General features: G+C 63.5%; 25 protein-coding genes and 1 other RNA gene. 6 read left to right on the plus strand and 20 right to left on the minus strand.

The window, feature by feature from the left end; all coding sequences use genetic code 11:
• Positions 1–8: 8 nt before the first annotated feature.
• The 5 genes from MSG32_RS10645 to rsmI form a co-directional block, all read right to left on the minus strand.
• Positions 9–1,670, minus strand: coding sequence for a penicillin-binding protein 2 (locus MSG32_RS10645; RefSeq protein ID WP_054555193.1), 1,662 nt, complete (start codon positions 1,668–1,670; stop codon positions 9–11).
• 116 nt (positions 1,671–1,786) lie between these two features.
• On the minus strand, positions 1,787–2,107 hold the full coding sequence (gene ftsL, locus MSG32_RS10650) for a cell division protein FtsL (RefSeq protein WP_043332508.1): 321 nt from the start codon (positions 2,105–2,107) through the stop codon (positions 1,787–1,789).
• Between the two features lie 250 nt (positions 2,108–2,357).
• On the minus strand, positions 2,358–3,344 hold the full coding sequence (gene rsmH, locus MSG32_RS10655) for a 16S rRNA (cytosine(1402)-N(4))-methyltransferase RsmH (protein WP_054555089.1): 987 nt from the start codon (positions 3,342–3,344) through the stop codon (positions 2,358–2,360).
• A gap of 285 nt (positions 3,345–3,629) precedes the next feature.
• Positions 3,630–3,982, minus strand: an RNA gene (gene rnpB, locus MSG32_RS10660) — RNase P RNA component class A.
• A 102-nt stretch (positions 3,983–4,084) separates the two neighbouring features.
• Positions 4,085–4,948, minus strand: coding sequence for a 16S rRNA (cytidine(1402)-2'-O)-methyltransferase (rsmI, locus tag MSG32_RS10665; protein ID WP_248379493.1), 864 nt, complete (start codon positions 4,946–4,948; stop codon positions 4,085–4,087).
• A 196-nt stretch (positions 4,949–5,144) separates the two neighbouring features.
• On the opposite strand from rsmI, the gene MSG32_RS10670 reads away from it, so the two are divergent.
• The 4 genes from MSG32_RS10670 to MSG32_RS10685 are packed head-to-tail and all read left to right on the plus strand — an operon-like array spanning position 5,145 to position 8,680.
• The gene (locus MSG32_RS10670) at positions 5,145–7,046 is read left to right on the plus strand and encodes a penicillin-binding protein activator (RefSeq protein WP_248379494.1); all 1,902 of its coding nucleotides are present in this window, start codon (positions 5,145–5,147) and stop codon (positions 7,044–7,046) included.
• Between the two features lies 1 nt (position 7,047).
• Positions 7,048–7,449: a YraN family protein gene (locus MSG32_RS10675; RefSeq protein WP_248379495.1), complete on the plus strand. Its 402-nt coding sequence runs from the start codon at positions 7,048–7,050 to the stop codon at positions 7,447–7,449.
• 21 nt (positions 7,450–7,470) lie between these two features.
• Positions 7,471–8,064 (plus strand): phosphoheptose isomerase, encoded by a 594-nt coding sequence (locus MSG32_RS10680; protein ID WP_248379497.1) that lies wholly within the window; start codon positions 7,471–7,473, stop codon positions 8,062–8,064.
• Positions 8,065–8,101: 37 nt separating this feature from the next.
• A complete protein-coding gene (locus MSG32_RS10685) occupies positions 8,102–8,680 on the plus strand; it encodes a BON domain-containing protein (RefSeq protein WP_054555092.1) in 579 nt (192 codons plus the stop codon).
• 200 nt (positions 8,681–8,880) lie between these two features.
• Here MSG32_RS10685 and MSG32_RS10690 read toward each other — a convergent pair whose 3' ends face one another.
• The 8 genes from MSG32_RS10690 to zapE all read right to left on the minus strand — a co-directional run bounded on the left by MSG32_RS10690 (position 8,881) and on the right by zapE (position 15,612).
• Positions 8,881–9,477, minus strand: coding sequence for a ClpXP protease specificity-enhancing factor (locus MSG32_RS10690; protein ID WP_248379500.1), 597 nt, complete (start codon positions 9,475–9,477; stop codon positions 8,881–8,883).
• A 167-nt stretch (positions 9,478–9,644) separates the two neighbouring features.
• Positions 9,645–10,271, minus strand: coding sequence for a stringent starvation protein SspA (sspA, locus tag MSG32_RS10695; protein ID WP_043332516.1), 627 nt, complete (start codon positions 10,269–10,271; stop codon positions 9,645–9,647).
• 215 nt (positions 10,272–10,486) lie between these two features.
• Complete coding sequence (locus MSG32_RS10700; RefSeq protein ID WP_248379503.1) at positions 10,487–11,299, minus strand: cytochrome c1; 813 nt, start codon at positions 11,297–11,299, stop codon at positions 10,487–10,489.
• Positions 11,296–12,558, minus strand: coding sequence for a cytochrome bc complex cytochrome b subunit (locus MSG32_RS10705; protein WP_248379505.1), 1,263 nt, complete (start codon positions 12,556–12,558; stop codon positions 11,296–11,298). Before MSG32_RS10705 ends, MSG32_RS10700 begins: the two co-directional genes overlap by 4 nt.
• Positions 12,558–13,154: a ubiquinol-cytochrome c reductase iron-sulfur subunit gene (gene petA / locus MSG32_RS10710; protein ID WP_043332520.1), complete on the minus strand. Its 597-nt coding sequence runs from the start codon at positions 13,152–13,154 to the stop codon at positions 12,558–12,560. The genes MSG32_RS10705 and petA overlap by 1 nt, the downstream gene beginning before the upstream one ends.
• A 217-nt stretch (positions 13,155–13,371) precedes the next feature.
• Complete coding sequence (rpsI, locus tag MSG32_RS10715) at positions 13,372–13,761, minus strand: 30S ribosomal protein S9 (RefSeq protein ID WP_043332522.1); 390 nt, start codon at positions 13,759–13,761, stop codon at positions 13,372–13,374.
• 13 nt (positions 13,762–13,774) lie between these two features.
• Positions 13,775–14,203, minus strand: a complete 429-nt coding sequence (gene rplM, locus MSG32_RS10720) for a 50S ribosomal protein L13 (protein WP_043332524.1) — start codon at positions 14,201–14,203, stop codon at positions 13,775–13,777.
• 251 nt (positions 14,204–14,454) lie between these two features.
• A complete protein-coding gene (gene zapE / locus MSG32_RS10725; protein WP_043332526.1) occupies positions 14,455–15,612 on the minus strand; it encodes a cell division protein ZapE in 1,158 nt (385 codons plus the stop codon).
• A gap of 498 nt (positions 15,613–16,110) precedes the next feature.
• Here zapE and MSG32_RS10730 point away from each other — a divergent pair, with 498 nt between their 5' ends.
• The gene (locus tag MSG32_RS10730; RefSeq protein WP_043332529.1) at positions 16,111–16,563 is read left to right on the plus strand and encodes a DUF1043 family protein; all 453 of its coding nucleotides are present in this window, start codon (positions 16,111–16,113) and stop codon (positions 16,561–16,563) included.
• 88 nt (positions 16,564–16,651) lie between these two features.
• On the opposite strand, the gene MSG32_RS10735 is transcribed toward MSG32_RS10730, so the two are convergent.
• A complete protein-coding gene (locus tag MSG32_RS10735; protein WP_248379510.1) occupies positions 16,652–17,419 on the minus strand; it encodes a Nif3-like dinuclear metal center hexameric protein in 768 nt (255 codons plus the stop codon).
• Positions 17,420–17,605: 186 nt separating this feature from the next.
• On the opposite strand from MSG32_RS10735, the gene MSG32_RS10740 reads away from it, so the two are divergent.
• The gene (locus MSG32_RS10740; RefSeq protein ID WP_248379512.1) at positions 17,606–18,922 is read left to right on the plus strand and encodes a Do family serine endopeptidase; all 1,317 of its coding nucleotides are present in this window, start codon (positions 17,606–17,608) and stop codon (positions 18,920–18,922) included.
• A 129-nt stretch (positions 18,923–19,051) separates the two neighbouring features.
• On the opposite strand, the gene hisD is transcribed toward MSG32_RS10740, so the two are convergent.
• The 6 genes from hisD to MSG32_RS10770 all read right to left on the minus strand — a co-directional run bounded on the left by hisD (position 19,052) and on the right by MSG32_RS10770 (position 24,115).
• On the minus strand, positions 19,052–20,356 hold the full coding sequence (gene hisD, locus MSG32_RS10745) for a histidinol dehydrogenase (protein WP_248379514.1): 1,305 nt from the start codon (positions 20,354–20,356) through the stop codon (positions 19,052–19,054).
• Positions 20,357–20,582: 226 nt separating this feature from the next.
• On the minus strand, positions 20,583–21,227 hold the full coding sequence (hisG, locus tag MSG32_RS10750; protein WP_248379517.1) for an ATP phosphoribosyltransferase: 645 nt from the start codon (positions 21,225–21,227) through the stop codon (positions 20,583–20,585).
• A gap of 83 nt (positions 21,228–21,310) precedes the next feature.
• Positions 21,311–22,576: a UDP-N-acetylglucosamine 1-carboxyvinyltransferase gene (gene murA, locus MSG32_RS10755; RefSeq protein WP_192838344.1), complete on the minus strand. Its 1,266-nt coding sequence runs from the start codon at positions 22,574–22,576 to the stop codon at positions 21,311–21,313.
• Between the two features lie 12 nt (positions 22,577–22,588).
• Positions 22,589–22,843, minus strand: a complete 255-nt coding sequence (locus MSG32_RS10760; protein ID WP_043332541.1) for a BolA/IbaG family iron-sulfur metabolism protein — start codon at positions 22,841–22,843, stop codon at positions 22,589–22,591.
• 223 nt (positions 22,844–23,066) lie between these two features.
• Positions 23,067–23,438 (minus strand): STAS domain-containing protein, encoded by a 372-nt coding sequence (locus tag MSG32_RS10765; RefSeq protein WP_054555102.1) that lies wholly within the window; start codon positions 23,436–23,438, stop codon positions 23,067–23,069.
• 14 nt (positions 23,439–23,452) lie between these two features.
• Positions 23,453–24,115, minus strand: coding sequence for an ABC transporter substrate-binding protein (locus MSG32_RS10770; RefSeq protein ID WP_043332543.1), 663 nt, complete (start codon positions 24,113–24,115; stop codon positions 23,453–23,455).
• Positions 24,116–24,133: the final 18 nt, after the last annotated feature.

A 24,133-nucleotide genomic window follows, 5' to 3' on the forward strand; every position in this document is an offset into this window, starting at 1 on the left:
GAAAAGCGTTACTCACCGACCTTGCTGTCCGGCGGCACATCCAGCAGGCGCAAAGCCTTGCCCACCACGCGCCCGAACACGGGCGCCGCCACCAGACCGCCGTAATATTCTTCCCCTTTGGGGTTCTCGATCATCACCACGGTCACGATACGCGGATCAGACACCGGTGCCACACCCGCGAACAACGAACGATACGCGGTCTTCTGATAGCCACCGGCCGTCACCTTGCGCACGGTGCCGGTCTTGCCGGCGATGCGATAGCCTTCGACCACCGCCCGCTTGGCAGGCCCGTTGGGCTGCACGATCTTCTCCATCATGCCGAGCAAGGCGTGCGCGTTGTCCGATGAGATCACCTGGTCACCGACCGGCGGCGTCTTGACCTTGAGCAGCGACGGCGGCACACGACGGCCGTCGTTGGCGAGCGCGGTGTAGGCGCTGGCCAGTTGCAGCGCCGAGACGCTGATACCGTAACCGTAGGAGATGGAGGCCCGCTTGCTGCGCGACCAGTTGGTCGGCGGCGGCAGCACGCCGGTCGTCTCGCCCGGGAAGCCGGTGCCCGGCGCCTGGCCGAGGCCCAGCTCATAGTAGCGATTCCACACCGCATCATCCTCGAGACTCAGCGCCATGCGGCTCATGCCGATATTCGAGGAATGATAGAGAATGCCCGCCATGTCGAGCTTGCCGTAGTTGCGGAAGTCACGAATGGTGAACTGATCGACCCGCATGTAACCCGGCGTGGTATCGATCACCGAGTCCGGCTGATACTTGCTGGAGGCAAGGCCGGCGCTCATCGACAGCGGCTTCATCACCGAGCCGGGCTCGAAGGCATCGGTGATCGCGCGGTTACGCAGCCCGGCGGGATCAAGCCCGGCACGGTTGTTCGGGTTATAGGACTTCTGATTGACCATCGCCAGCACTTCGCCGGTGCGCGCATCCATCATCACCAGGGTGCCGCCATCGGCGCGGTGCTCCGCCACGGCCGCCTTGAGCTCACGGTAGGCCATGTATTGCAGACGCAGGTCGATGGAGAGTGTCAGGTCGCCACCGGGCTTGGCTTCGCTGATCAGGTGCAGGTCACGCACCAGGCGCCCCTTGCGGTCCTTGAGCACGCGCCGCTTGCCCGGCGTACCGGAAAGGTAGGAATTGTAGGCAAGCTCGAGCCCCTCCTGGCCCTTGTCATCGACGTTGGTCACGCCGATCAACTGGGCGGAGACTTCTCCGGAGGGGTAATAGCGCTTGTATTCCTGCTTGTGGCTGACGCCCGGAATATCGAGGTCAATGGCAGGCTGAGCCTGCGGCGGGGTCATCTGGCGCTTGATGTACATGAAGCCCTTGCCGGCATCACGATAGCGGCGGACGCGTGCGATCAGATCATCCGGCTTCTGCCCCAGCGCGCGCGCCAGCAATGACAGCCGCACGGGGTCGTCGGGCACCTTGCGCGGGTCGGCCCACAGGGTGATGACCGGCGTGGAGATCGCCAGCGGCTCACCGGTGCGATCGGTGATCATGCCGCGGTGAGCATTGATGCTGTCGACACGCAGGGTGCGTGCGTCGCCCTGATCCTGCAGGAACTGCTGATCGAAGAGCTGGAGATAGCCGATGCGGCCGACCAGAGCGACAAGCCCGGCCAGCACGATGAAGAGCATGATGCGATAGCGGGCTGGCCCCATGGCCGCGCGCGCGCTCTTGCGGGCACCGCTTGCGGCCTTGGTACGAGCGGGCGTCTCAGCGCCGGCGGCTTTGCGCGGGTTGCGCGGGCGAGACGAAGGCGGGCGACGCGTGGCCATCAGCGAATGACCTCGACATCGTGGACATCCGGGACACGCATCTCGAGTCGCTCGATGCTGATGCTTTCGATACGCGCCGGCGCCGACCAGGCGCTTTCTTCCAGCAGCAGGCGGCCCCAGCGTGCACGCGCATCATCGCGCGCCGCTTCCAGCTTCTGCAGCTGGGCATATTGGCCACGCGAGAGGTGGGAGCTGATCACGACAGCAGCGGCAGAGCCGAGCAGACTGAGCATCAGCACCGCGAAACACAGGTGACGCCAACGCATCTGCACCTTGATCGGCCAGTTACCCGTCCAGCCATCCTGTCTCCGTCCCGCCATGCCGACTCCCTAATCACTCTGAACGTGATGCCCCGCATCACGAATATCCTTGCAGACTGCCACCGTGCAGGCGCGATGTTCGCTCACTTGTTTGAAGCGCCCGGCGCATTATGTCAGCAAGTGGCGTTAGCCGCTAAGAGTTGCAGCACGGCAACACTTGTGTCGTCCTTTCACCACAGCCCACTTGCGCGCGCGCCTGCCGGTAGGCAGGCGCAGAAAGAGGCACGATTCCCCGGAGGAAGCACTGACGCTATTTGAGCTTTTCGGCAATGCGCATCACGGCACTGCGCGAACGGACATTGGCATCGACTTCGCTTTGCGAAGCCTTCTGCGCCTTGCCCACCAGCTTGAGACGCTTGTTGAGCTGGTCTTCACGGATCGGCATGCCACGCGGCGCCTGATCCCCCCGCGCCTTGTCACGCATGAAGCGCTTGACGATGCGGTCTTCCAGCGAGTGGAAGCTGATCACGACCAGACGACCGCCGGGCTTGAGCGCCTCGAGACCGGCATCCAGCGCGCGGGTCAGCTCATCCAGCTCACCATTGATGTGAATGCGGATCGCCTGGAAGACACGCGTCGCCGGGTGCTTGTGCTTCTCCCAGTTGGGGTGGGCATCCTTGATCAGGCTGGCGAAGTCGCCGGTGCGCGTGATGGGTCGCTCGGCGCGACGCTCCACCACGGCGCGCGCCAGGCGCTTGGCATAACGCTCCTCACCATAGGTCTTGAAGACCCAGGCCATGTCCTCGGCACTGGCACGCGACAGCCACTCGGCGGCGCTCTCGCCACTGGTGGGGTCCATGCGCATGTCCAGCGGGCCATCATTCATGAAGCTGAAGCCACGCTCGGCATCATCCAGCTGCGGGGATGACACGCCGATGTCGAGCAGGATGCCATCCAGCTGGCCATGCACGCCCTCACGCTCGGCATATTCGCCAAGACGCGCGAATTCACCGGCATGGATACTGAAGCGCTCGTCGTCGATGGTCGCGGCTTCCGCCAGCGCCTGGGGGTCACGATCACAGGCGATCAGACGCCCCTCGGGCGCCAGACGCGACAGGATCAGACGCGAATGGCCACCGCGACCGAAGGTGCCGTCGAAGTAGACGCCGGCCGTGTCCTGAATCAGGCCATCGACCGCGCCGTCGAGCATGACACTGACATGCGCGAAGCGATCAGCCACTTCGACGGACTCGGTATCGGCAGACTCGGTAACGGAAGGAGCGCTGGGCTTGGACATGACGAAACTCTGGACCTTGGCACGCGATGCGAGCAGTGAAAGCCGGTGGCAAAGGACACCGACAGCATAAGGGCGGAAACAGCGCCTGCGTGCAGCAGGCAAGCGGCTGAAACACGAATTCAAGTGCCATAACCGACAACCGGCGCCTGTCACGGCAGCGTGTTCGTTGCCATCCAACTGCAATGGTCATTCACGAAACACGCAGCGGACGGCGCCGGTCATGCGAATTCAAGGTGTGCTGCCATCGCTCGCATCGCGAAGGCTGGCAGCACACTGACGTTATAAGGCGGGAGATGGCCGATAAGCCGGGTCTTGTCGTGGACAGTCATTCATCTAGGCCCTGAATCACTTCAGGGCTCAAGCAACCAACCCGCCCCCACTGCGGGCAGCAGCATAGGGGGCCTATTTGGTCTTGCTCCAGGTGGGGTTTACCTCGCCGCGAACTGTTACCAGCCGCGCGGTGCGCTCTTACCGCACCCTTTCACCCTTACCGGTCAGCCGAAGCTGACGTAGGCGGTCTTCTCTCTGCTGCACTTGCCGTCGGCTCGCGCCGCCCAGACGTTATCTGGCACCTTGCCCTATGGAGCCCGGACTTTCCTCCCCCAGCTTGCGCTGGCGGCGACTGTCTGGCCGTCTCCCAAGCGCGCAAGACTACCAGTGTCATGGGCCTTTCACAAGACGAAGCCCGTGCAGACCGAACAATGGCAGCGGCAAAAAAGTCTGGCGTGACAGAGGTTTGCTTATTCCTCTGCCGCGTCCTTTATGGCTTGCGCCTTGGCATACCAGGCTTTCTTGCGCCCGCCCACCAGACGTGTGGCAATGGCGGCCATCTGCTTGACGCCGACGCCCTCCTCGAAGAGCACCTGCAACAGGGCGTCGCCTTCGACACTGGCCGCCTCATCGCCGTCACGTGCCGGCGCTCCTTCGATCATGACCACGAATTCACCGCGGGTCTGATCACTGTCAGCGTCCATCTGCGCCAGCAGCTCGGCCGCCGTGCCATCGAGGAAGGTCTCGAAGGTCTTGGTCAGCTCACGGGCCAGCACGACCCGGCGCTCTCCCAGCACCTCGCGGATATCGCCGAGCAGCGCCTGGATGCGGTGCGGGGATTCATACAGCACATGGGTGGCGCTATCGTCGCGCAGCGCGGCAAGGCGCGCCTGACGCGGGCCGCCCTTGTGGGCCAGAAAGCCTTCGAAGGTGAAGCGATCCGTCGGCAGGCCCGCCGCGCTGAGGGCGGTGATCAACGCGCACGGCCCCGGCAGCGGCACTACCTTGAAGCCACGCTCGCGCAGGGCGCGCACGACGATGAAACCGGGATCGGAGATCAGCGGCGTGCCGGCATCGGAGACCAGCGCGACGCGTCGGCCTGCCTCCAGCGCCTGACACAGCTGGTCGACACGACCACGTTCGTTGTGATCGTGCAGGGACATCATGGGCACTTCCAGGCCCAGGTGACGCAGCAACCGCGCGCTGTGGCGGGTATCCTCGGCTGCGATCAGGTCCACTTCTCCCAGCACCCGCGCGGCGCGGGGACTGAGATCATCGAGGTTACCAATCGGCGTGGCGACCACGTACAATACGCCTTCAGAAGACTCGGACATTCAATGCTTCGACTCGTTGAACTCAATGGTAGAAATGGTCGTCAGACACAGGCAGATTGCCTTGGGACATTTCATCCGAAGGACGCTGCATGCGTGGCCCTGATCGACCGAGTGCCATGATGCCTTTCACCCTTCATCACAGTAGGCGGCGATGCAGTCCTGACCACATCGCCCATCAGCCAAGGGACCGTCGTACATGCGCCAGACATGGAATCGTGCATCAGCCAATACGCTGGGCACTTCGTCAGCCATCCGGCAGGAGGCCGCGCGCCGTTCACGTTCCGGCCTGCGCACGCTGGCGGGCCTCGCCGCCTCCGCCCTGCTGCTGGCAGGGTGTGCCGGACAGTCACCGCTTTCCAGCGGCCCCGGGGCCGATGCCCTGCTCGCTCAGGCCGAGCAGCAACAGGGTCAGCAAGCGGCCAGTACGCGCCTGCAAGCTGCGGACATCCTAGCACGCAGCGGCGACAACGCGCAGGCGATCACCATCGCATCCGACATCGATCCAACAAGCCTCGAGCCGCAGGAACGCGTGCAATGGGCCCTGCTGCTGTCGCGCATCGCGCTTGAGCAGCAGGACGGCTGGAACACGATCCTGGCCACCTCGGTGCTCGAGGACGGCATCCAGATGTCCAGCGATGACCAGCGCACACTGCGCAAGCGTCGCGGCCTGGCGCTCGGCATGGTCGGCGAACCTTTGGCCAGTGCCCAGACCCTGATCGCCCTGCAGGCCGACAGCGATGACCTGAGCATCAACGACACCCTGTGGGAGCAGCTCACGCGCCTCTCGCCCAGTCAGCTCAATGAGCTGGCCAGTGCCAGCCCCACCGCCAGTGGCTGGACGGACCTGCTGCGCCTGCAGCGTCGCTTCGGCGGCAACATCGACCAGATGTTCTCCGCCATCAACGACTGGTCGGACGCCAACCCGCAGCATCCCGCCGCACGCCAGATGCCGCAGGGCATTCTCGACCTGCGCGAGCTCTCCGGCCAGGAAGTGCGCAAGATTGCCGTCTTCCTGCCCGAGTCCGGCTCGCTCAAGCGGATCGCCCAGGCCATCCGTGAAGGCATCGAGGCACGCCATCGCAGCGCCATCGACAATGCCGAGGCCACGCCGCAGCTGAGCTTCTATGACACCTCGAGCGCGGACCTCAAGACCCTGTATGCCCGTGCCACCATGGATGGCGCCCAGGTCGTGCTCGGCCCGCTGGACAAGAAGCTGGTCAGTCAGCTCGAGACCCAGAACAGCCTGCCGCTGCCGACACTGGCCCTCAACTACGGCACCCATGACAGCAACCGTGCCGACAACCTGTTCCAGTACGGCCTGTCCGCCGAGGACGAAGCCCGCCAGGTCGCCATGCGCGCCGCACTCGACGGCCATCGTGGCGCCGCCGCGCTGGTGCCCAACAATGCTTGGGGCCAGCGCGTCTACAGCGCCTTCCGCGACCGCTTCGAGCAGGAAGGCGGCGACATCGTCTCCGTCGAGCGCTACAACCCCAAGGGCGCCGTCAGCGCAGCCGTCAAGGACCTGCTGTCGGTCTCGAGCCAGGACCAGGCGCGCATGAAGTCCGCCAAGAAATCCGGCAGCAAATACGGCCGCGCCCATTCCGGCAACATCGACATGATCTTCCTACTGGCACTGCCGAGCTATGCGCGTCAGGTGCCGCCGATGCTGGACTTCTACTACGCGGGCGACCTGCCGATCTACGGCACCTCCCATCTCTATGACGGCGCACCGCAGCCCGATCAGGATGGCGACCTCAATGGCGTCGACTTCGTGGACATCCCCTGGGAAGTGCCGGAGGCCTCCTCCGGCGGCAAGGCGTCCCTGCCGGAAGTCGACACCTACCGCGCCCTGTCCGATGCTTCACCGCGCATGCTCAAGCTCAACGCCATGGGGGTCGATGCCTATCGTCTGGCCCAGCGCGTACCGCTGATGCTGGCCGGTGCGGGCGGCGAACTCTTCGGCGCCACCGGCAGCCTCTTCCCGCGCCACGATGGCCGCATCGAGCGCACGCTGCCCTGGGCTGAATTCAGAGGTGGCGTACCGCGTCCGCCACTGAAAGGCGCCAACAGCCGCACCGTCGAAGCCTACACGCCCTGACATGGCACGCGCCGACTCGCCCTCTGGCAAGGCGCACCCGCCTCCCCAGCGTCGCGCCCGAGCGCGCGGCGCCGTCATCGAGGCAGAGGTAGAACAATGGCTGGCAGCGCGTGGCCTGACACCCGTCACGCGCAACCAGCATGCCAAGGGAGGCGAGATCGACCTGATCATGCGTGACGCAGAGACCCTGGTCTTCATCGAGGTGCGCTACCGGGCCAACTCCCGCTTCGGCAGCGCACTGGAAAGCGTGACCCATACCAAGCAACGCCGGCTGATCACTGCCGCGCGTTTTTATCTGGCCCAGCACGGGCTATCATGTTCCTGCCGCTTCGACGTGGTAGGCGTGGAGGGGACCTCCCCTCGTTCCATTCACTGGATTCGCCACGCCTTCGAAGCGTTCTGAAGCCAACGACCAAGAGCCATCATGGATTTCCAATCGCGTATTCTCGGCCACTTCAACGCCAGCATTGACACCAAGACCTACGCCAGCGAAGTGCTGCCGCCCTTCATCGAAGCGGCCAGCCAGATGATGGTCCACAGCCTGGTCAATGACGGCAAGATCCTGGCCTGCGGCAACGGCGGCAGCGCCGGCGACAGCCAGCATTTCTCCTCCGAGCTGCTCAACCGCTTCGAGCGTGAGCGCCCGAGTCTGCCGGCCATCGCGCTGACCACCGACACCTCCACGCTGACGTCCATCGCCAACGACTACAGCTACAACGAGGTGTTCTCCAAGCAGATCCGCGCCCTGGGTCAGCCCGGCGACATCCTGCTGGCCATCTCCACCAGCGGCAACTCCGCCAACGTGGTGCAGGCCATCCAGGCGGCTCACGACCGTGACATGCGTGTCGTCGCCTTGACCGGTCGTGACGGTGGCGACATGGCGTCACTGCTGGGCAGTGAAGACTGCGAGATTCGTGTCCCCGCCACCTCTACGGCACGCATCCAGGAAGTCCATCTGCTGGCCATCCACTGCCTGTGCGACCTGATTGATCATCAGCTGTTCGGCAGCAACGAGTAATCCGCGCGCCCCACGGCATTCACCAGGAGAAAACGGCATGACGCCCAAGAACCTGCTTTCCCTCATGGCCACCGCCGGCTTCCTGACGCTAGCCGGCTGCACCACCGTCGCCGACCTGACCAACAGCGGCCCGATCGACGAAGACTATGGCGATCGCACCCTGGGCGCTCAGGTGGAAGACGAGAGCATCGAGACCAAGATCGAGGTCAATCTCGGCAAGACCGATGCACGCTTCAATGATGCCCACGTCAACGTGAACTCCTACAACGGCATGGTGCTGCTGACCGGCCAGGTCGCCAGCGACGAGCTGAAGCAGAAGGCCACGGACATCGCCAAGGATGTGCGCCGCGTGCGCCAGGTGCACAACGCGCTGGAAATCAGCGCCAATGCCCCGGCCAGCCAGCGCGTGCAGGACACCTGGCTGACCACGCGCGTCAAGGCCACGCTGGCGGCGGATGCCAACATCGACTCCGGCCGCATCCTGGTACTCACCGAGAATGCCAGCGTCTACCTGATGGGTATCGTGACCCGCGCCGAAGCCGACCAGATCGTCAGCAAGGTCTCTGAAGTCGGCGGCATCCAGCGTATCGCCAAGGTCTTCGAGTACCTCGACTGATCGAGGTGGTGCACCTTGCGTGCCTGACATGCAAAGTGCGCTGAACGAAAAGCGCCCTGAACGAAAAGTGCCCTGATTAAATAGTGCCCAGAATGAAAAATGCCCCGCAGGCCGAAGCCTGCGGGGCATTTTTCATGACAGGAGCGACATCAGGCGGACAATGGCCAACCCTCATCCATCGCTCCCACCTGCCGACGTGATTACTTGATCACGCGCAGCGACGGACGCCCCTTGCGCGGCGGCTTGGGCTGATCATTGTCATCAGCACCCTGCTCGTCGCTGGCCGAGTCCGACGCCTGCTCTTCATCGGCGGCTTCGGCATCAGCGCCTGAGCCTGGCTCGACGGACGCATCCGCTGATTCCGAGGCAGGCACCTCTTCCTCGGCGGGCGCACTGCCGACACTGGCCAGCGTCGGGCGCGCTGCGGCGGCCGGCTCGGCATCTGGCGCGGCTTCACCGAATGTCATCTCATCGGCACCCGGCATCACCGGCTCGTGACCGAAGACCATACCGACACCGTTTTCACGCGAATACAGCGCGACCAGGGCCGCCGTCGGCACGCTGACGTGCATCGGCTGACCACCGAAGCGGGCATTGAAGCTGACCCCTTCATTGGCGATCAACAGATCACGCACCGCACCGGGTGCGATATTGAGCACGATCTGGCCGTTCTGGACGTGTTGACGCGGTACCTGGACACCTTCCTGCTCGGCGTCCACCACGATGTACGGCGTATTGTCGTTATCCAGCAGCCACTCGTAGAGTGCGCGTGCCAGATAAGGGCGACTGGAAAGCATGGGAGAACCTCTTGAACTGCAATGAGTGTCAGCGACGACCGAAGTCCATTCCGCCAACGGGCCAACGCCCCGCACATCGCTCATATCCATCATCCACAGACTGATGAGCGAGGGCGAAAGCCCGAATGCGTGACCGATCGATCAGTGACCGAAGGATCACGCACGGATCAGATGCGCATCTCGCGCTCGGCCTCGGACAGCGACGCCTTGAAGGCATCACGCCCGAACAACCGCTCCATGTAGGTCAGCAGCGGCTTGACCTGCTTCTCCGGCAGCTCGATTCCCAGTGTCGGCAAGCGCCACAGGATCGGGGCAATGCAGGTGTCCACCAGCGAGAACTCGTCGCTCATGAAGAACGGCATGTCGTCGAAGATCGGGGAAATGCCGATCAGGCTTTCACGCAATTCCTTGCGCGCCTTGTCGGCTTCCTTCTTGGTGCCTGTCTGGATGGTTTCCATCATCGGCACCCATTCGCGCTCGATGCGATGCATCCACAGACGGCTCTGGGCGCGCGCCACCGGATACACCGGCAACAGCGGCGGATGCGGGAAACGCTCGTCCAGATATTCCATCATGACCTTGGACTCGTAGAGCACCAGGTCGCGATCCAGCAGCGTCGGCACACTGTTGTACGGGTTCAGGTCGGCCAGTTCGGCCGGACGGCTGTCATCATCCACATCAATGATATCGACTGCCACACCCTTCTCGGCCAGCACGATCCGTACACGGTGGCTGAAGTGGTCGTCACCACCGGAGTAGAAGGTCATCGATGAACGCTTGGCCACAACACCCATGAAACTGTCCTCGCATCTGTTCGAGACATGCCCGTGTCAGCTTTTGGCCTGACAAACGGGGATAAGTTTCCTCTGGCCTGCCCTTGTCACAACGGGCCCTGCCAGAGGGTCAGCCTGCGCCACCTCAAGGCGACGCAAGCGGGCGCGCGACTGATCAGCCGCGCGCCCGTCACTGCCGGCTCGCCATTATCACTGAGACCCCGCCCCGGGGGCCATCAATGAATGTCGCGCCAGTATTCCTTCTTGAGAAGATACGCCAGCAAGGTAAAGATCAGAATAAATATTAACACCTTGGGGGCCATGCTCTCAGCCTTGAGTCGCGAAGGCTCGCCGACATAGGCCAAAAAATTGGTCAGATCCCACATCGCTTGATCAAACTCCCCTGCCGTCATGCTGCCAGGCTGGGTGATCTCTAGAATATCACAGGACGCATAACGCCCCGTGTCGGGATCGATCTCCGCCCCCGCTACCGCCAGGTCACTCTGTCCACAGACCTTTTCCTGCACGCCCTGCAGCGACTCCAGCACATGCGGCATGCCGACCTGGGGGAAGACCGCATTGTTCACGCCCCACGGACGTGACGCATCGCGATAGAAGCTCTTCAGATAGGTGTAGATCCAGTCAGTGCCGCGCAGACGCGCCTCGAGCGACAGATCCGGTGGCGGCGTGCCGAACCAGCCGGCCGCGTCTTCTTTCTGCATGCCCGTGCGCATGGTGTCATTGATCTTGAGCGCTGGCGAGAGAATCAGATATTGCTCGACCAGGTCCTCGGGCATCCCCAGGTCCTCTGCGGCACGCGAGTAACGCTGATACTGCAGGCTATGACAGCCGAGGCAGTAATTGGTGTAAAGCTGCATGCCTCGCTGCAGCGAGGGCTGATCATGCAGATCCGGCTGCATCGTCTCCAGCGGCACCGCGCTGCTCGCCGCGCTCACCATGCCCGACCCCATCAGGCTCACTACGGCCAGCAACCCTGCTGCCAGCCCGCGTTTGAGCCACTTCCTTGACCCACCCATCAACGCGCTCATCGGTCCGTCACCCTGTCAGGCACCGCTCGCGTCGTCTCGAAGCGCGTATACAGCGGCATCAGTATGAAGAAGGCGAAATATGCCACGGTCGCCAGCTGCGCGATGATCGTGCGCTCCTGCGTGGGCGGCATCACTCCCAGCACGCCCAGCGTCACGAAACTGACCACGAAGATGACGATGGCGATACGCGACAGCCAGCCCTTGTAGCGGATCGAGCGCACCGCCGAGCGATCCAGCCACGGCAGCACGAACAGGATGGCGATCGCCAGCCCCATGACCACCACGCCCCAGAACTTGGCATCCACGCCGAACAGCGGGTAATTGACCGCGCGCAACATGGCGTAGAACGGCGTGAAGTACCACACCGGCGCGATGTGCTCGGGCGTCTTGAGCGAATTGGCCGGCTCGAAGTTCGGCGTCTCCAGGAAGTAGCCGCCGCCTTCGGGGAAGTAGAAGATCACCGCACAGAACACGAACAGGAAGACGCCGACACCGACGAGGTCCTTCACCGTGTAATAGGGATGGAACGGAATGCCATCCAGCGGCTGCCCCGCCTCATCCTTCCGGTCCTTGATCTCGATGCCATCGGGATTGTTGGAGCCAACCTCGTGCAGCGCCACCAGATGCAGCACCACCAGCCCGACGATCACCAGCGGCAAGGCGATGACATGCAGCGCAAAGAAGCGGTTCAGGGTGATCCCCGAGATCAGGTAGTCGCCACGTATCATCTGCGCCAGATCTGCCCCGATGACCGGAATCGCCGTGAACAGCGAGATGATCACCTGCGCGCCCCAGTAGGACATCTGCCCCCAGGGCAGCAGATAGCCCATGAAGGCCTCGGCCATCAGCGCCAGATAGATGCACATGCCGAAGATCCAGACCAGCTCGCGAGGCGCACGGTAGGAGCCATACAGCAGGCCACGGAACATGTGCAGATAGATGACAACAAAGAAGGCCGAGGCGCCGGTGGAATGCATGTAGCGGATCAGCCAACCGTACTCCACATCGCGCATGATGTACTCGATGGAGGCAAAGGCCTCCTCGGCACTCGGCGTATAGCTCATCGTCAGCCAGATGCCGGTCAATATCTGATTGACCAGCACCAGCAAGGCCAGCGAGCCGAAGAAGTAGAAGAAGTTGAAGTTCTTCGGCGCGTAGTAGCCGGTCAGATGGTCCTGCAGAAACTGGGTGGCCGGCAAGCGGTCATCGATCCAGCGCATGATGCCGCGTGGCGCCTTGGCACGGTTTGGATTCCCCATCAGGCAGCCTCCTCGTCGACACCCACCACCAGCACCTGCTCACTCTCGTAGCGATGCGGCGGCACCTCCAGATTCGAAGGCGCCGGCACTCCAGTGAAGACTCGCCCGGCGAGATCGAACTTGGACCCATGACAGGCACACAGATAGCCGCCCGGCCAGTCCGCACCGAGATCCGCCGCGCCGATCTCGGGACGATAGCCAGGCGAGCAGCCCAGGTGCGTGCAGATACCCACCAACACCACATATTCCGGCTTGATGGAGCGCAGCACGGCATCGACATACGGGGGCTGCTGGGGACGCAGAGACTCGGGGTCCTGCAGCTCTGCGGGGGGGATGGCGCGGATATCGGCGATCATCTCGGGGGTGCGACGCACCACCCACACCGGTTTGCCGCGCCATTCGATGGTCATCTGCTGGCCGGGTGCCAGCCGCGAGATATCCGCCGTGACAGGCGCGCCTGCCGCACGGGCACGCGCACTTGGCTGCCAGGACGCCAGGAAGGGCGTTGCGATACCGACCACCCCTACCGCCCCGACCACGGTGGTTGCGCTGACGAGGAAGCGGCGTCGCCCTCGGTTCACAGCTTGATCTGACATTTTATTGTTATCTCCCAAACACTACCGCTTGATGCTGGGCCATCCACTTGCCGAGCACTTGATGCTTGCTTGTATTAAAGGGCAAGAACAGAGCGCTCACAACTCAAGAAAGCCACCTTGACCAAAGCCGCTTTCGTCAATCGTGCAGCGAGACCGCAAAAAAAACGTCCAGCACCCTTGCGGGCACTGGACGTTCTTGTGGTCGACGCGAGTTCTCTTAACGCTTGGAGAACTGCGGACGACGACGGGCCTTGCGCAGGCCGACTTTCTTACGCTCGACTTCACGGGCGTCACGAGTGACGTAACCGGCGGCGCGGAGGGCCGGACGGAAGTCTTCGTTGTAAGCCATCAGGGCACGAGTGATGCCGTGACGGATAGCGCCGGCTTGAGCAGAACCACCACCACCAGCAACAGTGACGTAGACGTCGAACTGTTCGGTAGTTTCGGTCAGCTCGAGCGGCTGACGGACAACCATGCGGCCTGTCACACGACCGAAGTAGTCGTTCAGGTCACGCTGGTTGACGGTGATTTTGCCGGTGCCCGGCTTCAGGAAGACGCGCGCGGTAGAAGTCTTGCGGCGCCCGGTACCGTAGTGCTGCTGTGTCATGGCGATGCTTCCCTCAGATGTTCAGTTCTTGCGGCTGCTGCGCAGCGTGCGGATGCTCGGAGCCAGCATAGACTTTCAGCTTGGACTGCATGGCACGACCCAGCGGGCCCTTCGGCAACATGCCCTTGACAGCCAGTTCGATCACGCGCTCAGGCTTGTGCTCGATCATCTGGTTGAAGTTCATGGAGCGCAGGCCGCCCGGGTAACCGGTGTGACGGTAGTAGGTCTTGGCTTCTGCCTTGCGACCAGTCACAGCGACTTTCTCGGCATTGATGACGACGATGTAATCGCCAGTATCAACGTGCGGAGTGTACTCGGCTTTATGCTTGCCGCGCAGACGACGAGCAATTTCGGTAGCCATACGGCCCAGCGTCTTGCCGGCTGCGTCGACGACGAACCAGTCACGCTGGACGGACTGCGGCTTAGCAGTAAACGTCTTCATGGATGAATCACCTATAGTCGGGTCTTGCACTTGTGTGCGCGACCAATCCCTATTTTTCTTGGTTGTCCGACGTCTGGCAGCGAGCGGCGTGCTGCTTGCGCAGTCACTGACCTCTCATCTCCAGACTGCCCTCGCCCATCAGGAGTGAATGACTCAGGATGGCTCGAGAACCGGTCAACAGTTCGAGCGAGCGCGCATTGTACATGTCATGCCCGCCTACCACAAAGGCTATTTTGCCCTTGCCGCGGGTCTCACGGCTTGTGCGGCAGCGCGAGATACTCACGCGATTGCATTTCCTGCAGACGTGACAGCGTGCGCTGGAATTCGAAATCCAGGTTGCCGCCGGTATAGAGGTCCTCGACGGGCGTCGCGGCGCTCATCAACAGCTTGACGCCACGGTCATAGAACTCATCGACCATGTTGATGAAACGACGCACCTGGTCGTCGCTGTCGCGCCCCATCTGCGGCACCTCGGACACCAGCACGGTGTGGAACTCACGCGCCAGCTCGATGTAGTCATTCTGGCTACGCGGGCCATCACACAGCTCATCGAAGTGGAACCACACCACGTCTTCATGGCGACGCAGGGCGTGCAGCACGCGATGATTGATGCTCAGACCTTCATCGGCATGGCCTTCGGCACCGGCGATGGAGCGGAATTCCCGCGCCAGCCGCGCGGCACTGTCGTCGCCCAGCGGGCTATGGAAGAGCTCGGCGTGCTCCAGTGCGCGCAGGCGGTAGTCGATGCCGGAATCGACGTTGACCACTGTGCAGTGTCGCTTGACCAGGTCGATCGCCGGCAGGAAGCGCGCCCGCTGCAGGCCGTCCTTGTAGAGATCATCCGGCACGATATTGGAGGTCGCGACCAGCACCACGCCCTGCTTGAACAGCTCTTCGAACAGGGTGGCGAGAATCATCGCATCGGTGATGTCCTTGACGAAGAATTCGTCAAAACAGATCACGCGCGCCTCGACGGCGAACTTGGCCGCCACCAGAGTCAGCGGGTTCTTCTCGCCCTTGTAGTGGCCGAGTTCATTGTGGACACGCTGCATGAAACGGTGGAAGTGCGTGCGCATCTTGTCGGCAAACGGCAGGCTCTCGTAGAAGGTATCGACGAGATAGGTCTTGCCGCGCCCCACGCCGCCCCAGAAGTAGAGGCCCATGATCTCGGGCGCTTCATCGACAGGCGCCGTGCGTGACGGCTTGCCGAACAGACGACGCACCTTGGAGCCCAGCCCGCCGCCACCCGTCGCGTCGGACACCTTGTCGGGCGTCTGGCGCGGCGTGCGCACGAGGTCGTCGTAGAGACGCTGCAGATGGCGGACCGCATCTTCCTGGGCGGCATCGTAGGCAAAGTCATCACGCTTGAGGTCTGCCTGGTACTTCTCGAGAGGCGTCGGTGCTGGCATTGAGAAACCCGCTGCAGGTCAGGCACCACGCACTGGCGCACGCCTGACATGAAAGGAACAAGATCACGCCTGACCCGACATGGCGGGCAGGCAAGGACGAAATTGCGCGGCATTATACGCCTTGATGGCCACTTTACCCACTCACCGGCCAGCAATCGGCTGCGCGACGTGGCTTTCGCCGCGCGCATCACTCGCAGGGCGTGAGCTGGCATCCGCCCACACCCCGCCGGCTGCGCCGACAGGCGACCAAGGTCGCGCGCCGCGTGAATTGACGCATCGCTGCACCACACCGATATAATGGCGCGTGGACGCTTTTGAAACGCAAGCGGCACGACAGACTGACGCAAGAAGGACAGCGGCAAGCGGCGCTGACCTGCTGGACACCAGACCGATCCCGAGATCGGCGTGATGGAACATCATTGAATACCGGCATCGTATCTCAGCGCTACCATGCCCCAGCGGTGACGATCACCGCAGTCGTGACACAAGGAGAGCGACGTGAACGAGAGCAACATTGACTGGATCCTGGCCATTGCCTGTTTTCTGGCTGGCATCGGTATCGGCGCCTTGTGCTACCACCTGCTGAATGCCAACGTGGCCCGCAACCAGAAGACCCGCCAGAAGCTGGCTGAGCGCGAGCTGGAGCTGACCCAGTTCCGCGATGCCCTCAACGACCACTTCTCCAAGGCCAGCGACCTGACCGACCAGATCCAGCGCGCCGGCAATGAGCTGCGCCAGCATCTGGCCACTGGCGCCACCGCGCTGTGCGATGACAGCCAGCTCAAGCGCCGCCTGCTGGACACTGACACCACGCCGGACGACAGCGAGACCGACAAGGTCGACCTGCCGCGTGATTACGCCGACAACCGTGGCACCCTGTCAGAGGACTTCGGCCTCAAGCCACAACCGAGTGAAGGCGAGACACCGGCTACCAACCCGCCGCGTATCTAATCGTCCTGCTGTCGTGAACCACTCACGGCATCTGAAAACGACAACGGCCACCTCTCGAGGTGGCCGTTGTCGTTTCCGGCATCAGTTGTCACGCCGGATTGTCGATATCCACGAAGCGGTGCTCCACACCATGCTCGGCGGCCAGCCACTCGCCGAGGGCCCGCACACCGTCACGCTCGGTCGCATGATGGCCCGCCGCGAAGTAGGTCACTCCCTCTTCACGGGCGCTATGCGTGGTGCGCTCGGAAATCTCGCCCGAGAGGAAGGCATCGACACCGGCCTCGATGGCCAGGCCGATATAGTCCTGAGCGCCGCCGGTGCACCAGGCAATGCGCTTGATGGGACGATCATGGCCGGCCACGACCAGCACCTCACGCCCGAGCCGCCGGCTGAATTCGGCCCCCAGCGCGGTGCTGTCCAGCCCTTCCACCTCAGCGGCCAGACGCCCGACATGCACCAGGCCACGCCCGGGCACGCCATCCAGACAGCCTTCACTGACCAGCCCCAGACGCTCGGCCAGCTGGGCATTGTTGCCAAGTGTCGGGTGCGCATCCAACGGCAGGTGATAGGCCGCCAGATTGATGTCATTGGCCAGCAAGGTCTTGAGGCGCCGACGCTTCATGCCGGTGATCTGTGCCGGCTCGTTCTTCCAGAAGTAACCGTGGTGCACCAGCACCAGGTCGGCCTGCCAGGCGAGCGCCTCATCGAGCAGCGCCTGACTGGCCGTCACGCCGGTCATCACGCGGCGCACCTCACGGCGCCCCTCCACCTGCAAGCCATTGACGGTATAGTCCTTGAAGGCCTGCGCCTCCAGACAGCCATCCAGCACCTTCATCAGCGTGTCACGATCAGCCATTGGGCCTCCAGCAGTCAGAGTCATCGAGTGTTACACTGGCGAGCATTGTAACGGCGCATCGGCGCCATGTAAGCGTGTCGCGCCTTGACCGGGGCCATCCCTTCGCGTGGCACGTGGATCTTCAGGCTATTCATCTTCATGTCCGCAGCATCGCGTCGGTGCGCGGACTTTTTATCAGGTAATCCGATGCCCCGTTCTCTTCGCAGCACACTGCTCCCGCTACTGTGGCCCGTCGTCACCGGCGTCCTGCTGGCCGTCGTCGTGCTGGATCGCTTTCCGACGCTGGGCCTGGGCGAGCCCGCCCCGCAGCAGAACGAGCAGGCAGGCAACACCCCCTACCCGAGCCCGTCACAGAACCCTGCCGCCAATCAGCAGGTACTGCCGCCTCCAAGCCTGACGCTGTCAGCGGCGCAGCGCGAGGAGTCGGCAGACCCGGTACTACGTGAAGCACCGCCGCTGCAGCGCAACAGCGGCCCGGCCAGCTATCAGGCCGCGGTGGACGCCGCCGCCCCGGCGGTGGTCAACATCTACTCCTCGCGCGAGATCAAGGACGACAGCAAGCATCCGCTGATGTCCGACCCCTTCTTCAACCAGTTCTACGGGGAAGACGCCCTGCGCAGCCAGCGCATGCTGTCGAGCCTGGGCTCTGGGGTCATTCTCTCCAGTGACGGCTATATCCTGACCAACAACCACGTCATCCAGGGCGCCGACCAGATTCAGGTCGCCCTGCGCGATGGCCGCGAGACGTTCGCCAAGGTCGTGGGTGTGGACCCGGAATCCGACCTCGCGGCGCTCAAGATCGACCTCGACAACCTGCCCACCGTGGCGATCGCCGATTCCACCCAGGTCCACGTCGGCGATGTCTCGCTGGCGATCGGCAACCCCTTCGGGGTCGGCCAGACGGTCACCATGGGCATCATCTCGGCCACCGGACGTAACCACCTTGGTCTGAACGCCTATGAAGACTTCATCCAGACCGATGCCGCGATCAACCCCGGCAATTCCGGCGGCGCGCTGATCAACACCGACGGCTCACTGGTCGGCATCAATACCGCCATCTATTCGCGCTCCGGCGGTTCGCAGGGCATCGGCTTCGCCATCCCCGCCAACCTGGCGCGCGACATCCTCGAGTCGCTGGTCGACCACGGGCGCGTGATTCGTGGCTGGCTGGGCCTGGAGGTACAGGAGCTGACACCGTCGCTGGCGCACTCCTTCGGCCTGAGCGCCCCGCAAGGCGTGGTGGTAGCCGCCGTGCTGCGTGATGGCCCTGCCGCGCGTGCCGGCCTGCAACCGGGGGATATCCTGACCGCCATCGGCGGCAAGCGCCTGCTGGATGCTCGCCTGGCCATGGCCGACATCGCCGCCGTCAAACCCGGCAATGCGCTGGAGTTGCGCCTGCTGCGTGACGGCAAGACGCTGGACATCGACGTCAAGGTCGGCGAGCGCCCGATTCCCGACAACACGCCGGCGGCCGTCGAGCCATCCTTGCAGGACAAGGGCTGAAGCGGAGCCATCGGCACGACGCCTTGAGTAGAACACCCGCCCCATGATGACAAAAGCCCCGCGACGGAGACCGTCGCGGGGCTTTTTTGACTGACCAGACAAGGCTCAGTCTCAGTTTCTGGCTCAGGCTCAGTCGAGAATGCGATTCTCGGCACTGCGCGCGTGCGCCGTCAGCGACTCGCCGCGCGCCAGTACCGAGGCGGTACGCCCAAGCACTGACGCGCCTTCCGGCGAGCACTGGATCAGCGAGGAGCGCTTCTGGAAGTCATAGACGCCCAGCGGCGAGGAGAAGCGCGCGGTGCCGGAGGTCGGCAGCACGTGATTTGGCCCGGCGCAGTAATCGCCCAACGCCTCGGAGGTGTGCGAGCCCATGAAGATGGCGCCGGCGTGATGCACGCCCTCGACCCACTCCTCCGGATTCGCCACCGAGAGTTCCAGGTGCTCCGGCGCGATGCGGTTGGTCAGCTCCAGCGCCTGCTCCGGTCCGCTGACGCGAATCAGGGCACCGCGCTCACGCAGCGAGGTCAGGATGATCTCGGCACGCTCCATGGTCGGCGCCAGGCGCTCGATGGAGGCCTCGACGGCGGCCAGATGCTCGTCATCCCACCCGATCAGGATCGCCTGGGCATCTTCGTCGTGCTCGGCCTGGGAGAACAGGTCCATCGCCAGCCAGTCCGGGTCGGTCACGCCATCGCTGACCACCAGAATCTCGGACGGCCCGGCGATCATGTCGATACCGACCTGACCGAACACCGCACGCTTGGCAGTCGCCACGTAGATGTTGCCGGGACCGACGATCTTGTCGACGCGCGGCACGGTCTCGGTGCCATAGGCCAGTGCCGCCACGGCCTGGGCGCCGCCGATGGTGAAGACACGATCGATGCCCGCCAGGTGCGCCGCGGCCAGCACCAGCTCATTGACCACGCCGTCCGGCGTCGGCACGACCATGATGATCTCGCGCACACCCGCGACATGCGCCGGAATCGCGTTCATCAGCACGGAAGACGGATAGGCCGCCTTGCCGCCCGGCACGTAGATCCCGGCGCGGTCCAGCGGCGTGACCTTCTGGCCCAGCAGGCTGCCGTGCTCGTCCTTGAAGGACCAGCTTTCCGGCTTCTGATGCTCGTGATAGACACGCACACGCTCGGCAGCCACGGCCAGCGCCTCGCGCTGATCCGCCGGCAGGTCGGCATAGGCCTGGGCCAGACGCTCGGCACCGATGACCAGCTCGGCCATGCTCGAGACATTCAGGCGGTCGAAGCGGTTGGAGAACTCCACCAGCGCCGCATCGCCTTCCTGCTTGACGCGCGCGAGGATGTCGGTGACACGATGCTGTACCTCGGCATCGGACACGCCCTCCCATGACAGCAAGCGGTCCAGGCGGGCAGTAAAATCGGTATCACGGCTATCAAGCCGGTTGATCAAGGTATCCATGCGAACCTCTTTTCTCATTGCTTGGCAGAGAAGGCTGAACCGGACGGGCTCTGTCCAGCGCCTGCCCGCATCATCTTGATAAGCATCGTGATGAACTCTTGATGAGCACCATGATGAACATCTTGACGAGCAGGGGCGGCAGCTGGCGTTTCGAGAGTCATCTTCTGCCACGGTCATCTATGCGACCTTGGGTATCCATCGGGTCGATGCCGACAGCGCGCGGCCATCACACCTCGCGGCGGGCTTCCACGGCCTGACGCAGACGATCGATCAGCGGCTTGAGGCGATCGTGCTTCATGGTCATGGAGGCCTTGTTGACCACCAGACGCGTGCTGATGTCGGTGATCAGCTCGCGCGGCTCCATGCCATTGGCGCGCAGGGTGTTGCCGGTGTCGACGATATCGACGATCTCGTCGGCCAGATTCATCAGCGGGGCCAGCTCCATCGCGCCGTAGAGCTTGATGACTTCGGCCTGGATGCCCTGCTCGGCGTAATAGCGACGCGCGACATCGACGAACTTGGTCGCGACACGACGGCGAGCGCCCTGCTGCTGCTGACCGACGACGCCGGCTGTCATCAGGCGGCACTTGGCGATTTCCAGGTCCAGCGGCTCGTACAGGCCTTCGGCACCATGCTCGAGCAGCACGTCCTTGCCGGCGATACCGAGATCGGCGGCGCCCAGCTGCACGTAGGTCGGCACGTCGGTGGCACGAATGATGACCAGCTTGACGTCCGGCAGATTGGTATCGAAGAGCAGCTTGCGGCTCTTGTCGAGATCTTCCAGCGGCTCGATGCCAGCGTCAGCCAGCAGCGGCAGGGTTTCCTTGAGGATACGCCCCTTGGAGAGGGCGACGACCAGTTGCTTGCTCATGGGGTATTCGCCCGTGCTTGTACGTAGGAATTCGGCACGCGCTGCCGGTCAATCAAGGCCGACAGCGCGAGGTGGGGCACTGATCAGCCGGCGGAGCGACGGATGATCACGTTCAGCCCGGACAGCTTCTCTTCGATGCACTCGTAACCGCGGTCGATGTGATAGATGCGGTCGACCATGGTCTCGCCGTCGGCGACGATCGCCGCGATCACCAGCGAGGCAGAGGCGCGCAGGTCCGTCGCCATCACCGGCGCGCCGGACAGGCGCTCGGTGCCGGTCACGACTGCGGTGTTGCCCTCGAGCGCGATGTGGGCGCCCATGCGGTTGAGCTCCTGCACGTGCATGAAGCGGTTCTCGAAGATGGTCTCGATCACGGTGCTGGTGCCTTCCGCGACCGCATTCATCGCCACGAACTGGGCCTGCATGTCGGTGGGGAATGCCGGGTATGGCGCCGTGCGGATATTGACCGCCTTCGGGCGCTTGCCGTGCATGTCCAGCTCGATCCAGTCATCACCGGTGGTGATGGTGGCACCGGCTTCTTCCAGCTTGGCCAGTACGGCGTCCAGGGTGTCGGCACGCGTACGCGTGACACGCACCTTGCCGCGCGAGGCGGCCGCCGCGACCAGGAAGGTACCGGTCTCGATGCGGTCCGGCATGACGGAGTATTCACAGCCGTGCAGCCTCTCGACACCGTCGATGACGATGGTGTCGGAGCCCTGGCCCGTGATCCTGGCGCCCATGGCGATCAGGCACTCGGCCAGATCGACGACTTCCGGCTCACGCGCGGCGTTTTCCAGCACGGTGCGGCCATCGGCCAGGGTCGCGGCCATCAGCAGGTTCTCGGTGCCGGTGACGGTCACGACATCAAATACGATGCGCGCGCCCTTCAGGCGGCCACCCGGCGCCTTGGCACGGATGTAGCCATTCTCGACCGTGATCTCGGCGCCCATCGCCTCCAGGCCACGGATGTGCAGATCCACCGGACGCGAGCCGATGGCGCAGCCACCCGGCAGCGAGACTTCGGCACTGCCGAAGTGCGCCAGCAGCGGGCCCAGCACCAGAATCGAGGCACGCATCTTCTTGACCAGGTCATAGGGCGCGTGACAATGCTCGACCTTGGAGCCATCCAGCTGCACGGTCATGTTGTCGCCCATCACCGGCTCGACGCCCATGCGCCCGAGCAGCTCGAGGCTGGTCGTGATGTCCTGCAGATGCGGCAGGTTGCTGATGGTCACGGGACCTTCCGACAGCAGCGTGGCTGCCAGAATGGGCAGTGCCGAATTCTTGGCGCCGCTGGCCCAGACTTCCCCGTTGACCGGCCCGTTGCCAGTGATGATCAGCTTATCCATGAAATGTTCCGGTCAACCCTGAGCGTTGCCGGCGGCAGCTTCGAACTGCGCCGGGGTATAGGTACGAATGCTGATGGCATGCAGCGCGCCAGAGCGGATCTCGTCATTGAGTGCGGAGTAGACCAGCTGCTGGGCCTTGACGCGGCTCAGCTCGGCAAAGACATCTCCCACGGCGACGACCTGGAAATTGCAGCCCTCACCCTGGATATGAAAATCGACGTTCTCGATACGAGCCTCGAGCAGGGCCTTGACATCATTTGGTTGCATGACGGGCGGTGACTCCTTCGCGGTACATGTCGGGATCGTGGCAGGGAATCCTTGCGCGACGATCGATGCGATATGACCGCACATGGTAATCAAAAGCGCGCGGGAACGCGATTGGCAGTCAATCGCTGCCTCCACGTTGCCGCGCGCATGAATGGCGATTCGGACAAGCCTCGAGCCTCCAGCAGAGCGGTGCGGCCTGACAGACGGTCAGGCCGCCGCTGACTCAGGACGTCTCGAGTGACAGCGGGGGCTCGGCGCTGATCTCGGCGACATTCAGCCCCGGCAGCAGGTTTTCCAGTCCGGAGACTGCCGCCAGTCGGCTCAATGCGGGAGACAGCGCGAGGTGAGCGACATGCCCACCATGCTCCGCCAAATGGCGCTGCCACTCGAGCAGCACGCTCAGGGTGGCGGTACTGGCGCTATCCACGCCGCACAGATCGATGGAAACCCCATCCTCGCGGCGCCCCAGCCATTTCCTGCCGGAATCCGCCAGCTCTGCGGCATTGTCGAAATCCGGCTGGCCACTCAGGCTCAGCCGTGCGTCACCGGCTTCCAGCGTGACGCCCTCGCGATCGAAGAGAGTTTTCATGGTCATGGCGACGACAGGGCTCAGCTGTTGCCCTGATCCCCCTCACCCTTCTCGAGGTCGACATCCGGCTGCCAGCCCTTGATGACGGCGTCGATGTCGCGGCCGTTGTCACGCATGGCCTGATCGAACTGGTTGCGGAAGGTCAGGCCAAGGTTGACGCCGTTGACGATCACGTTGACCACCTTCCACTCGTCGTTGCGCAGACGCATGGAATAGGCCACCGGGTAGACCTTGCCCTTGGTATCGACTACGTCCATGTAGACGGTGTCCTGGTCTTCATAGCGACGCTCGCCTTCGCTGTCCTTCACGTCCAGCCTGGCGTAATCGAAGCTCACCAGACCCTTGGCATAGGTGCCGATCAGGGTGTCATGGAAGACCTTGGAGAATTCGGTGCGCTGCTCAGGAGAAGCGCCCTTGAAGTACTTGCCCATCACGCTGGCGGCGATGTAGCGATAATCCACCACCGGCTTCAGCGCGGAATCCACCAGGGTTTCCAGCTCGTCGACGTTGTCCTTGTAGTAGCTCTCGCGGCTATCGATCTTGGTGGTCAGGCCCTCGACCGTGTCGCGCAGCAGCACGTCCGGCTCCTGCGGGGCGGCCATGGCCAGCGGACTCAGCGCCATCAGGGCGGACAGGCTCAGCACGCTCAACGGACGAATCAGCTTCTTGAGGCTAGAGGTCATCAGGGTTGCTCCTTGAAA

The sequence above is a fragment of the Cobetia sp. 1CM21F genome (genome assembly GCF_023161745.1).
Classification (GTDB): Bacteria; Pseudomonadota; Gammaproteobacteria; order Pseudomonadales; family Halomonadaceae; genus Cobetia; species Cobetia amphilecti.